Origin of the sequence: Ichthyenterobacterium magnum (genome assembly GCF_003610635.1) — a bacterium.
Lineage (GTDB): Bacteria > Bacteroidota > Bacteroidia > Flavobacteriales > Flavobacteriaceae > Ichthyenterobacterium > Ichthyenterobacterium magnum.
The window spans coordinates 111,170-124,002 of record NZ_RAQJ01000006.1; the positions used below are offsets into that span (position 1 = coordinate 111,170).

General features: G+C 32.1%; 12 protein-coding genes. 7 read left to right on the forward strand and 5 right to left on the reverse strand.

Annotated elements, in window-relative coordinates; translation table 11 throughout:
- Positions 1 to 55 precede the first annotated feature (55 nt).
- The gene (locus tag BXY80_RS12660; protein WP_120202499.1) at positions 56 to 427 is read left to right on the forward strand and encodes a DoxX family membrane protein; all 372 of its coding nucleotides are present in this window, start codon (positions 56 to 58) and stop codon (positions 425 to 427) included.
- 146 nt (positions 428 to 573) lie between these two features.
- On the opposite strand, the gene BXY80_RS12665 is transcribed toward BXY80_RS12660, so the two are convergent.
- The 4 genes from BXY80_RS12665 to BXY80_RS12680 form a co-directional block, all read right to left on the reverse strand.
- The gene (locus BXY80_RS12665) at positions 574 to 1,089 is read right to left on the reverse strand and encodes a DUF4136 domain-containing protein (protein WP_120202501.1); all 516 of its coding nucleotides are present in this window, start codon (positions 1,087 to 1,089) and stop codon (positions 574 to 576) included.
- A gap of 35 nt (positions 1,090 to 1,124) precedes the next feature.
- A complete protein-coding gene (locus BXY80_RS12670; protein ID WP_245977302.1) occupies positions 1,125 to 1,832 on the reverse strand; it encodes an ion transporter in 708 nt (235 codons plus the stop codon).
- An 84-nt stretch (positions 1,833 to 1,916) separates the two neighbouring features.
- The gene (obgE, locus tag BXY80_RS12675; protein WP_120202503.1) at positions 1,917 to 2,912 is read right to left on the reverse strand and encodes a GTPase ObgE; all 996 of its coding nucleotides are present in this window, start codon (positions 2,910 to 2,912) and stop codon (positions 1,917 to 1,919) included.
- A 100-nt stretch (positions 2,913 to 3,012) separates the two neighbouring features.
- Positions 3,013 to 4,122, reverse strand: a complete 1,110-nt coding sequence (locus BXY80_RS12680) for an adenylate kinase (RefSeq protein WP_120202505.1) — start codon at positions 4,120 to 4,122, stop codon at positions 3,013 to 3,015.
- 132 nt (positions 4,123 to 4,254) lie between these two features.
- Between BXY80_RS12680 and BXY80_RS12685 the strand changes: the two genes are divergently transcribed.
- The 5 genes from BXY80_RS12685 (at position 4,255) to BXY80_RS12705 (ending at position 9,010) form a co-directional block, all read left to right on the forward strand.
- Positions 4,255 to 5,409 carry a 5-(carboxyamino)imidazole ribonucleotide synthase gene (locus BXY80_RS12685; RefSeq protein ID WP_120202507.1) on the forward strand — a complete coding sequence of 385 codons (1,155 nt, stop codon included), beginning with the start codon at positions 4,255 to 4,257 and terminating at the stop codon, positions 5,407 to 5,409.
- 2 nt (positions 5,410 to 5,411) lie between these two features.
- Positions 5,412 to 5,894, forward strand: a complete 483-nt coding sequence (purE, locus tag BXY80_RS12690) for a 5-(carboxyamino)imidazole ribonucleotide mutase (RefSeq protein WP_120202508.1) — start codon at positions 5,412 to 5,414, stop codon at positions 5,892 to 5,894.
- Positions 5,895 to 6,112: 218 nt separating this feature from the next.
- Positions 6,113 to 8,131 (forward strand): M3 family metallopeptidase, encoded by a 2,019-nt coding sequence (locus BXY80_RS12695; RefSeq protein ID WP_120202510.1) that lies wholly within the window; start codon positions 6,113 to 6,115, stop codon positions 8,129 to 8,131.
- A gap of 35 nt (positions 8,132 to 8,166) precedes the next feature.
- The gene (locus tag BXY80_RS12700; RefSeq protein ID WP_120202512.1) at positions 8,167 to 8,718 is read left to right on the forward strand and encodes a sigma-70 family RNA polymerase sigma factor; all 552 of its coding nucleotides are present in this window, start codon (positions 8,167 to 8,169) and stop codon (positions 8,716 to 8,718) included.
- A 34-nt stretch (positions 8,719 to 8,752) separates the two neighbouring features.
- Positions 8,753 to 9,010, forward strand: coding sequence for a hypothetical protein (locus BXY80_RS12705; RefSeq protein WP_162843316.1), 258 nt, complete (start codon positions 8,753 to 8,755; stop codon positions 9,008 to 9,010).
- On the opposite strand, the gene BXY80_RS12710 is transcribed toward BXY80_RS12705, so the two are convergent.
- A complete protein-coding gene (locus tag BXY80_RS12710; RefSeq protein WP_120202514.1) occupies positions 8,993 to 9,823 on the reverse strand; it encodes a UbiA prenyltransferase family protein in 831 nt (276 codons plus the stop codon). The two genes, BXY80_RS12705 and BXY80_RS12710, sit on opposite strands and share 18 nt — an antisense overlap.
- A 120-nt stretch (positions 9,824 to 9,943) precedes the next feature.
- Between BXY80_RS12710 and gcvP the strand changes: the two genes are divergently transcribed.
- Positions 9,944 to 12,793, forward strand: a complete 2,850-nt coding sequence (gene gcvP, locus BXY80_RS12715) for an aminomethyl-transferring glycine dehydrogenase (RefSeq protein WP_245977303.1) — start codon at positions 9,944 to 9,946, stop codon at positions 12,791 to 12,793.
- The last annotated feature ends 40 nt before the right edge of the window (positions 12,794 to 12,833 follow it).

Consider the following 12,833-nt stretch of genomic DNA (forward strand, 5'->3'; position numbering starts at 1 on the left):
AAATTGAAGTATACTAATTTCTTAATTTAGGATTCTAACTAATACATATAACATTATGAATTCAAAAGTTTTTATGATTGTAAGAATCCTTCTTGGAGTTTTTGTTCTCTTTTTTGGTTTAAATAAATTTTTCCATTTTATGGATATGGGCGAAATGTCTGAAGCGGCAGGAAATTATTTTGGTGCCTTAACTGCTACCAAAACTATAACTATGGTTGCTATTGTTGAAATAATTGCTGGTTTAGCTTTAATATTAAACAAATATGGTGCTTTACTAGCATTAATTTTAATGAGCATCTCTGTAAATGCTGTATTATTTCATGCTACTCTAGAGCCAGGAAGTATAGCTGGAGCAGCTATTTTACTAATTTTAAATATTGTTGTTCTTTATGGCTATAAAGACAAATACAAAAGTTTACTTAGTTAACTTTTTAAGAAGAGTTATATAAAAATATGATAGCTGTCATTTTGAGCTTGGCTGAAAAATCTTAAACATCTATAAATAAAAAAAATCATTTATTTAAAATTCTTCACTTTCGTTCAGAATGACATTTATTAAAACTCCTTTTATTTCTATTTTGGAGGATATTTTGATAAGACTTTTTCTACTAAAGCCATAAAAACTGCTTCACGTTTTTCTGGTGTGGCATTTGGATTATACGAGTTTTCACTTACAGCTTGCCAGAACAAACTATTTTTGTTTTCGTCAACAAAATCGATAATAATCTGACGACTGTGTTTAGATTGCCCTATAGGAATACCTACAGAAATTCCTCCGCCAATAGTTCTACCTCCACCACCAAGGCCAACTCCAACAGTATTTCTTTGATTATTTTGAAATTCACTACTCTTTATATCTATTAAAAAATCTGGCGTTTCAGATAAACTAAATCCCTTTTGCTTAAGATTAGCGTTAAGCACATTAAATAATCGTTTTGTATCTAACTCACTCATACCAGTATTCATATCTGTATAATAATTATACGTTTTGTACTGTGTAAAATCTGTACCCTTTTCGTAATCGTAATTAACGGTTGCACCGCATGACATTAGTAAAAGAGCAATAATGGTGATTTTTAAAATTTTCATTTTTTAAGTAATTTTAAATTTATAAGTATCAAAAATCATTCCTCATTATCAATAGAGCGTGATAGTGCTGAAGAAATAATACCTGTTGGTATAGCAACAATGCCCAAACCAATCATTAATATAAAAAAGGTAAACACTCGACCACCAACTGTTATTGGGTACACATCACCATAACCAACAGTGGTAAGCGTTATGATTGCCCACCATAAACTATCAAAAACCGAAGAGAAATGTTCGGGTTGAGCTTCGTGTTCAAAATAATAAATGCCAACTGCAGCAAAATAAATGAGCATTAGCGTTATAAATAAAAAGAGCATAATTTCTTCTTTTGCAGAGGAAATAGCTCTTGTAAAATGTTTCATGGCTCGGTTATAACGAGCCAATTTTAAAATTCTAAACAAGCGTAGAAAACGTAATGCTCTTAAAGATGCTAAACCTAAGCCTAGTGATAAATAAAATGGTAAAATTGCTACTAAATCAATAATTCCAAAAAAACTAAAAATGAATTTAGGCTTACTATCTGCCACATATATTCTTAGCAGATATTCTAAGGTAAAAATCGCTACGCAAATTATTTCAATGGTATGTAAGAGCGTTTTTGTTTCTGGTTTTAAATCAGGAACTGTCTCAAATGCAAAGCTTACTATAGTTAGCAAAATCAATGCCTGAATAAACATCGAAAAAAAACGACTGGCTTTGTTGTCATTTAGTTCTACTATACTTTTAATAGTTTCTCGCATCATATTTAGGTTGGTTATTGCTAAGTTATGACGTTAAACAGAGAATTGCAATTATTCCTTAAAAAGAGGTTTTCTGCAAACTGCAAACTAATTAAGCATCTTCCACAATGCATCCTTAAGTTCTGTAATCCCTTGTTGCGCTACAGACGATATAAACATATATGGTATTGGTAGTTTTTCATCTAGCTCAACCTTAAGTTCAGTCTTTAGTTCATCATCTAACATATCACATTTAGAAATGGCAACGATGCGTTCTTTATCTAGCATTTCTGGATTATAACGCCTAAGCTCATCTAATAATATTTGATATTGTTTTTCAATATCATCTGCATCAGCAGGAATTAAAAACAATAAAATTGAATTACGCTCAATATGACGTAAAAAATAATGCCCTAAACCTTTTCCTTCTGCTGCGCCTTCAATAATACCAGGAATATCAGCCATTACAAAAGTTTTAAAATCACGGTATTTTACAATTCCTAAATTTGGCTTTAGAGTTGTAAACTCATAATCTGCAATTTTTGGTTTTGCTGATGTAACGACAGATAGTAATGTAGATTTTCCTGCATTTGGAAAACCAACTAATCCCACATCTGCAAGAACTTTAAGCTCCAAGGTAATATCCTTTTCTTCTAACGGAATACCAGGTTGTGCATAACGTGGCGTTTGGTTGGTTGAGCTTTTAAAATGCCAATTACCGCGTCCTCCCATTCCACCTTCGGCAATAATTCGCTCTTCTTGATCTTCAGTAATTTCTAAGATAATTTTATTGGTTTCAGTATCTCTAATTACTGTACCTAAAGGCACATCAATGTAGACATCTTCACCATCTGCACCTGTGCTTCTACCTTTACTTCCATTTCCACCATGACCAGCTTTTATATGGCGTTTAAATTTTAAATGTAAAAGTGTCCAAAGATTAGAATTTCCTCGTAAAATAACGTGGCCTCCTCGTCCGCCATCTCCACCGTCAGGACCTCCTTTTGCGATGTATTTTTCGCGATGTAAATGCGTAGAACCTTTACCTCCTTTTCCAGAAGCAACATGCATTTTTACATAATCTACGAAGTTTCCTTCTGTCATATCTTAAATTAAATTAAATGCTGAAAAATTAAGAGATAAAACTTTTAATTTTTCAGCTATATCATTTTCCGCAAAAAGCGAAAGTCTTTATTTTTATTGATTATAATTTATCAATAACACTATTTAATCGTGTAGTAATCTCTTCTATACTACCAACACCATCAACGCCAAAGTATTTATCTTGATTTGAGTAAAAATCTTTTAAAATAGCGGTTTCGTTATAATAGATTTTTATTCTGTTTCTAATCACAGCTTCATTAGCATCATCTGGTCTTCCACTGGTTTTACCACGTTCTAATAAACGTTGTACTAAAATGGCATCGTCAACTTCTAATGCAACCATAGCATTTACTTTAGAGTCTTTTTCTTCCAAAATTTTATCTAGCGCATCTGCCTGAATTGTATTACGAGGGAAACCATCAAAAATAAACCCATTTGCATCAGCATTTTTATTTACTTCTGCATGCAGCATATCTATAGTTACTTGGTCAGGAACCAATTCGCCTTTATCCATAAAAGATTTGGCTAAAACACCTAATGCCGTTTCATTTTTTATATTGAATCTGAAAACATCTCCTGTTGAGATATGAACCAAATTATATGTCTCTTTTAAAAAATTGGCTTGAGTACCTTTTCCGGCTCCTGGAGGTCCAAATAGGACTAAATTAATCATGTGTTGTGTTGTTTTTAATTGATATATTTCTGGTAAATCGCGTCCCAATCCATCATAGTCTAATCCATAACCAACTATAAATTTGTTTGGGATTTCAATACCAACATAATGTAGTTTGTAATCTTTTTTATAAGCTTCTGGCTTGTAAAACAATGTAGCTATCTTAAGTTCGTCTACATTTTCTCTTTCAAAAATTCGATGTACTTCTTCAAGCGTGTTTCCAGAATCTATAATATCTTCTAGAATTACAACTTTGCGTCCGGATAAATCTTGAGTTAGACCTATAAGGCGCTGTATATCTTCTGATGATTTAACGCCTTCATACGATGCTAGTTTTATAAATGTAACCTCGCAAGGTTTTGGGTATTTTTTAACAAAATCACTAACAAACATAAAAGACCCATTAAGTATGCCAACAAATACAGGAATTTCATCTTGCAAGTCATTAGCAACATCATCAACCATACGTTGTACAATTGCATCTATCTCTGGTTCAGAAATAAACGGTTTAAAATATAAATCGTGAAGCTTAATCACTTGTTTTTAATTTTAGAAATGCAAAGATAATCAATAGATTGACCAATTACGATTTTTGATTTATGATTTTAGAAGTGAATATGATATTTAAGTGTATTTTTGCATATAATATGTCATTTTTTAGCACGAAACATGAATTATTTTTCTTCAGATTTTAAACTTGGTATTCTTGGTGGTGGTCAATTAGGCAAAATGTTGCTTAACAATACTCGAAAGTTTGATATTTACACGTCTGTCTTAGATGCTAGTGAAGAAGCTCCTAGTAAAATTGCATGCAATGAATTTCATTTAGGCGATTTAATGGACTATCAAAGTGTATATAATTTTGGTAAGCATGTTGATGTTTTAACCATCGAAATTGAAAATGTAAATGTTGATGCATTAGAAGCTTTAGAAAAAGAAGGGAAAAAAGTGTTTCCGTCATCTAAAACCTTACGAGCAATACAGAACAAAGCAACACAAAAATTGTTTTATAGAGACAACAACATTCCTACTGCAAATTTTATGCGTTTTGCTTATGCATCAGAAATTAAAGATGCCATTGAAAATGAAAGTTTGGCGTTTCCTTTTGTATGGAAGAGCGCACAGTTTGGTTATGATGGTAATGGTGTGAAAATTATTAGAAGTATTAACGACTTAAACGATTTACCTAAAGGCGAATGTATTGCTGAAGATATGATTCCTTTTAAAAATGAGCTGGCTGTTATCGTTGCTAGAAATGAAAATGGAGCGATTGCAACTTATCCAGTTGTTGAAATGGAGTTTCATCCTGAAGCCAACCAAGTTGAGTACGTAATTTGCCCTGCAAGAATTAATAATGAAATAGCAACAAAAGCAACAGAAGTAGCTTTAAAAGTTTCTAAAGCATTTAATCATGTTGGCTTATTAGCTGTTGAATTATTTCTGACACAAACCGATGAAATTTTAGTTAACGAAGTTGCTCCCAGACCACACAACTCTGGTCATCACACTATTGAATCTAGTTATACATCACAGTTTGAGCAACACATAAGAGCCATTTTAAATTTACCTTTAGGAAACACTAACACTAAAGCTGCTGGCGTTATGGTAAATTTAGTAGGCGCAGAAAATCATACTGGTAATGTACATTACCAAAATATAGAAACCATAATGAAATTTGAAGGTGTAACACCTCATATTTATGGCAAAAAACAAACACGCCCTTTTCGTAAAATGGGTCATGTAACTATAGTAAATAAAGACATAAACAAAGCACGTGAGATTGCTGAAGAAGTAAAAAACACAATTAAAGTAATAAGTAATTAATTATGAATAAAGTAGGAATTATTATGGGAAGCAAAAGCGACCTTCCCGTAATGCAAGATGCTATAGATATTTTAAAAAGCTTTGAAATTGATATTGAAGTTGATATTGTTTCTGCACACAGAACTCCAGAAAAATTATTCGATTACAGTAAAAATGCGCATACTAGAGGTATTTCTGTAATTATTGCAGGAGCTGGAGGCGCAGCACATTTACCAGGTATGGTAGCTTCATTATCTCCACTTCCAGTTATTGGTGTTCCTGTAAAAAGTAGCAACTCAATAGATGGTTGGGATTCTATTTTATCTATTTTACAAATGCCAGGTGGCGTTCCTGTTGCAACAGTAGCTTTAAATGGTGCAAAAAACGCAGGTATTTTAGCGGCACAAATTATTGGAGCCTCTAATGAGGTTGTACTAAATAAAGTAATTGCTTATAAAGAAGAATTAAAAATAAAAGTTTTTAAATCATCAGAAGATTTAAAATAAAAAAACCTCGATTTTATACGAGGTTTTAGAGCTATTAATCAATTATTTTTAAGAGTTATTAACTCTCATAAAAATACTTAATGGCAAAACTAACAATATATTTTATTATCAATACCAAAAAAACCACTAGTAATTAACAATTTAATAAACAATAAGTGTTTTAGGTAAGGTTATTATTACAAATAGGGATTTTTACTACATAATTCATAAATTTTAACATGAATATTTTAAATAAAAAATTTGATACAGCACCTTTTTCAAAAATAAAAGATGATCATTTTCTTCCAGCAATTAAAAATGCTATTAAAAGTGCAAGAGTAGAAATAGATGCTATAACAAATAATACAGAAACTCCAACGTTTAAAAACACAATTGAAGCTTTAGATTTTTCAGGAGAACAGTTAGATCGTATTACAAGTATCTTTTTTAATCTTAATTCTGCAGAGACTAATGATACAATTCAAAAAATAGCTCAAGAAGTTTCACCTTTATTATCTGAGTTTGGCAACGACATTACTTTAAATGAAAATTTATTTAAACGTGTAAAAAACGTTTACAACCAAAAGCCTGAGTTAAAACTAACTACAGAACAACAGACACTACTTGACAAAAAATACAAAGGGTTTTCACGAAATGGTGCAAATTTACCAGATAACAAAAAGCAACAACTTAGAGATATAGACAAGCAATTAAGTCAATTAAAACTAAAGTTTGGTGAAAATGTTTTAGCTGAAACCAATGCATTTGAAATGCTAATCACTAATGAAGATGATTTATCTGGCCTACCAGAAGGTGCAAAAGAAGCAGCACAACAATTAGCAGAATCTAAAGGTAAAAAAGGTTGGTTAGTCACTTTAGACTACCCAAGCTATATTCCGTTCATGACTTATGCTGATAATCGTGAGTTACGAAAAAAATTAGCTATTGCAGCTGGATCAAAAGCATTTAAAGACGACGCTTTAGACAACCAAGATAATGTTATTCAAATCGCAAAATTACGTCATCAACGTGCAAATTTATTAGGTTATAAAACTCATGCGCATTTTGTACTAGAAGAGCGTATGGCAAAAACCCCAGAAACAGTAACTCATTTTTTAAATGAACTCCTTGAAAAAGCAAAACCAGCTGCCGAACGTGAATTTAAAGCACTCCAAAATTTTGCTAAAGATTTAGACGGCATTGATAAGCTAGAAAAATGGGATTCTGCTTATTATTCTGAAAAGCTAAAACAAAAACTATTTAATTTAGATGATGAGCTTCTAAAACCTTATTTTAAATTAGAAAGTGTTATTAATGGTGCTTTTACAGTAGCAGAAAAATTATTCGATTTACAATTTGAAGCTATAGATACTATCGATAAATATCACAAGGATGTTTTAACCTATAAAGTAACAAATAAAGATGGTGATTTAGTTTCAATTTTTTATGCAGATTTTTTCCCAAGAGCAGGAAAACGAAATGGTGCATGGATGACATCTTATAAACCTCAGGCGTTTAAAAACGATGCTAATGAAAGACCTCACGTTTCTATTGTTTGCAACTTTACAAAGCCAACAAAAAGCAAACCTTCGTTACTAACCTTTAATGAAGTAACAACATTGTTTCATGAGTTTGGTCACGCACTTCATGGCATGTTAGCAAATACTACATACCCAAGTTTATCTGGCACTAGTGTGTTTTGGGATTTTGTTGAGCTACCAAGCCAGGTTTTAGAAAACTGGTGTTATCAAAAAGAAGCTTTAAAACTATTTGCTACACATTATAAAACTGGAGAGGTAATCCCAATGGAATTAGTTGAAAAAATAAAAGAATCTTCAACCTTTCATGAAGGTATGCAAACACTGCGTCAAATTAGTTTTGGTCTATTAGACATGTCTTGGCACGGTCAAGACCCAACACATATAACTAATGTAAAAGCTCATGAGTTAGAAGCTTTTAAAAACACTAAGCTTTTTCCTGATGTAGCAAACAATTGTATGAGTACATCATTCTCACATATTTTTCAAGGTGGTTACTCGTCTGGATATTACAGTTATAAATGGGCTGAAGTATTAGATGCAGATGCATTTGAGTATTTCTTAGAAAAAGGTGTTTTTAATAAAAATGTTGCAAATAAATTCAAAGACAATGTTTTATCTAAAGGAGGAACAGAAAACCCAATGACACTTTATAAGCGTTTTAGAGGACAAGAACCAAAACCAGACGCTTTATTAAAGCGTGCTGGATTAATTAAATAATTATTGCCTATTTTTGAGTCGAAAAAATTGTTTCAATGCCTAAACATCAAATAGATCCAAATAAGTGGATTAACGCTTACTCAGATTATTTATTCAACTATACCATTACACGAGTAAATGATAGAGAAATAGCCAAAGATTTGGTGCAAGACACTTTTTTTGCTGGCTTAAAATCGATGAAAAACTTTAAAGGCGAAGCAAGTGAACGTACATGGCTAATTTCAATACTCAAGCGAAAAATTATTGACCATTATCGTAAGATAAATTCAAACAAAGGAAAGGCAGAAGTTAGAATGAGCTATTCTAATAATGAAAGTGAAGGTGATTGGCTTGAAGAACGTGTAGCAGATCCATTTGATAAAACTGCCGAAGACGATATAGAAAACACAGAATTAGGTTTAGCAATACATGACTGTTTATCAAAGCTTCCAGAAAAACAAGCTAAAGTATTTAAGTTAAAAACAATATTGGGCTATGAAACTGAAGCTATTTGTAATGAATTAGATATCACAGCGTCTAACCTATGGGTTATAATCCATAGAGCACGTGTTGCCATGGCAAGCTGTATGGAAAAAACCTGGTTTTAAATTAAAAGTTCTCCTGCTTTCTCAGGAATATATTATGAAAAAAAGTATCTTATTTATATCATGTGAAGAAGCACATCATATTTGTGATAAATCGCAATATGGCGAAGCTAGTATATGGGAAAAATTTAAATTAAATCTTCGCCTATCTTGGTGTAGAATATCACGCGCTTACACGAAAAAAAATAGGGCTTTAACTAAAGCTGTAAATAATTCAGATGTAGATTGCCTTAAAGATAATGAGCGTAATGATTTAAAGACAAAATTTGATAGTCAACTACATAATCAAAATTAATACCAGCCATATTATAGGGATACTTTCTACCCAAAAACTACTATAATATTGTCCTTGGTTTTTTCTTGCTAATAGTAAAAGCATAAGTGTTATTAATGTTATTATAAAGTGAATAATAACACGTTTAGAATCAATATCATCTTTTAAAAATTCTAAAAATAAAAATATTGCTAATAGCAAAACACCTATTGTTTTTGTTCGTTTTACACCAATACTCTGCGGAATTGTAGATAACTTCAAACTATCATACTTCAAGTCTCTTATTTCAAAAGGAAACATTAAAACTATTACAAATAGAAAACGCTGCAATGCAGTAATAACAACATCTACATCAAATATATAGTCGTTATTTAGCAAAGGGAGACAAACTGTAACTCCAGACCATACTAAGCCTATTACATAAATTTTTAAACCACTAATGCTTCTTAAGTTTTGCTGACTATCCAAAAATATTCTTTTTGGTAAAAAAGGAATAGCATATAAAAAAGTAATTACTCCAAACAACACTATAGTTAGTAAAGTATTTGTCTCTAATTTAATTGCATAATAGCAGAGCATCACAAAACATAATAAAGAAAATATTTGAATAACTTTTAACCAATCTGCTAAGCTTCTATGATGAAATTTTGCCAGTCCAAAATACTTAACAAAATTATAACCAGTAATGGTTGCATAAAAAATAAAGTAGAGCACATTTTCATCATACATTATATCAAGCTCAATAAGTGTAATCCACGATAATGCATATACAGACAAAGCCACATGAACACTACTATTGATATAAAAATTAAAAACATGCTTCAACACCTTCATATTACAAAAATAATCAAAGTGTTAATAACCTAAGTTTTTGGTTAAAAACTTTGAATAATAGAGCTTAAAAAACTTTTACAAATGCTTATTTTTGCGAGACAAAACACAACACAATTTTTAATGAATACAAATGCTTTTGCAATTCGTCATATAGGTCCAAGAGAAGAAGACCAAAATCAAATGCTAAAAACTATTGGCATTGATAGTTTAGACCAACTCATCTACGAAACTGTACCAGATGATATTCGCCTAAAAAATGGGCTTAATTTAGACAAACCAATGTCTGAATTTGAATATAGTTCTCACATTCATGAATTATCTAAGCAAAATAAAATATACAAAACCTACATTGGTTTAGGTTACCATCCAACTATATTGCCTGCAGTTATTCAACGTAACATATTAGAAAATCCAGGATGGTATACTGCTTATACACCTTATCAAGCAGAAATTGCTCAAGGGCGTTTAGAAGCCTTATTAAATTTTCAAACCATGGTCACAGACCTTACAGGAATGGAAATTGCTAACGCATCACTTTTAGACGAAAGTACTGCAGCTGCTGAAGCAATGAGTTTATTATTTGCAGTAAGAGAACGTCCACAAAAGAAAGCAGGTATTAACAAATTTTTTGTTTCAGAAAACACTTTACCACAAACACTTTCTTTATTACAAACTAGAGCCATCCCAATTGGTATTGAATTAGTTATTGGAAATGAAGATGCATTTGATTTTTCATCAGAATATTTTGGAGCATTACTTCAATACCCTGGAAAAAATGGTCAAATTACAGATATCAAAGCATTCATTGAAAAAGCAAAAACAGCTCAAATAAAAGTTGCTGTTGCAGCCGATATACTAAGTTTAGTAAAACTTGAAGCTCCAGGTAAATTTGGTGCTGATGTTGTTGTTGGTACTACACAACGTTTCGGAATTCCAATGGGTTATGGTGGCCCTCATGCAGCATATTTTGCAACTAAAGATGCTTACAAAAGAGATATTCCTGGTCGTATTATTGGAGTTACTAAAGACTTAAATGGCAACAGAGCCTTACGTATGGCATTACAGACGCGTGAGCAACACATTAAGCGTGATAGAGCAACATCAAACATTTGCACAGCTCAAGTTTTATTAGCTGTAATGGCAGGAATGTACGCTGTATATCATGGCCCAAAAGGCTTAAAGTTTATTGCAAATAAAGTTCATAATACAACCTCTAGCTTAGCAAGTACTTTACAAGAATTAGGATATACTCAAACTAACACTTCCTTTTTTGATACGCTAGAAATAAAAGCCAATGCAAAAAAGGTAAAGGAAATAGCTGAAGCAAATGAGGTTAACTTCTTTTATCCAAATACCGAAACAGTTACAATTTCAATTAATGAAACAACATCATTAAACGATATTAATACTATTGTTTCAATATTTGCTAAAGCTATAAATAAAGACACTATTGAAATAAACACTATTTCAGAAAGCAATAATATTTCTGAAACGCATCAACGTCAATCAAATTTTTTAACCTTAGACGTATTTAATTCGCATCATTCTGAAACTGAATTAATGCGTTACATAAAATCTTTAGAACGTAAAGATTTATCATTAAATCATTCAATGATTTCTCTAGGTTCTTGTACCATGAAGCTAAATGCAGCTTCAGAAATGCTACCATTAAGCTCTCCAAACTGGGGAAACTTACACCCTTTTGTTCCTATAAATCAAGCAAAAGGTTATCTAACCGTTTTAAAAGCATTAGAAGACCAACTTACAGAAATAACAGGATTTGCTGCAACATCACTACAACCAAACTCTGGTGCTCAAGGTGAATTTGCAGGTCTTATGGTAATTAAAGCTTATCACGAATCTCGTAATGACCAACATAGAAATATTTGCTTAATTCCTTCTTCTGCACACGGTACAAATCCAGCAAGTGCAGTGATGGCAGGAATGAAAGTGGTCGTAACTAAATCTACTGAAGAAGGTAATATTGATGTTAATGATTTACGTGAAAAAGCAGAATTACACAAAGATAATTTAGCTGCTTTAATGGTAACTTATCCATCTACACATGGTGTATATGAAGCATCAATAAAAGAAATTACAAAAATCATCCATGATAATGGTGGTCAAGTGTATATGGATGGCGCAAATATGAATGCTCAAGTTGGATTAACTAATCCTGGAAATATTGGTGCTGATGTGTGTCACCTCAATCTGCATAAAACATTTGCAATTCCTCATGGAGGTGGCGGACCAGGAGTTGGACCAATTTGTGTTGCCAAGCAACTCGTTCCATTTTTACCAGGAAACCCAATTATAAAAACTGGAGGAGAAAACGCTATAACAGCAATATCTTCTGCACCTTATGGATCTGCTTTAGCATGTTTAATTTCTTATGGTTATATAAAAATGTTAGGCGCAAATGGCTTAACATGGTCAACAAAAATTGCCATTTTAAATGCCAACTATATCAAACAACGTCTTGAAGGCAGTTTTGATACACTATATTCTGGTGAACGAGGTCGTGCAGCTCACGAAATGATTGTAGATTGTAGACCTTTTAAAGCAAACGGTATTGAAGTTACAGATATTGCCAAACGATTAATGGATTATGGTTTTCATGCACCAACAGTATCATTTCCTGTTGCTGGTACGCTTATGATAGAACCAACAGAAAGCGAAAGCAAAGCTGAAATGGACCGCTTTTGTGATGCCATGATTTCCATTAGAAAAGAAATTGATAATGCTTCAAAAGAAGACACCAACAATGTACTCAAAAATGCACCTCACACATTAGCGATGCTAACTGCTAATGAATGGGATTTTAATTATTCTAGAGAAACCGCAGCTTTTCCATTAAACTATGTAAAAGACAATAAATTCTGGCCATCTGTAAGACGTGTAGACGACGCTTACGGCGATCGCAATCTAATTTGTACTTGTGCTCCTATTGAAGATTATATAGAAGCTTAACATTAAATATCTAAACAAAAAAGCTCTCAGTCTGAGGGCT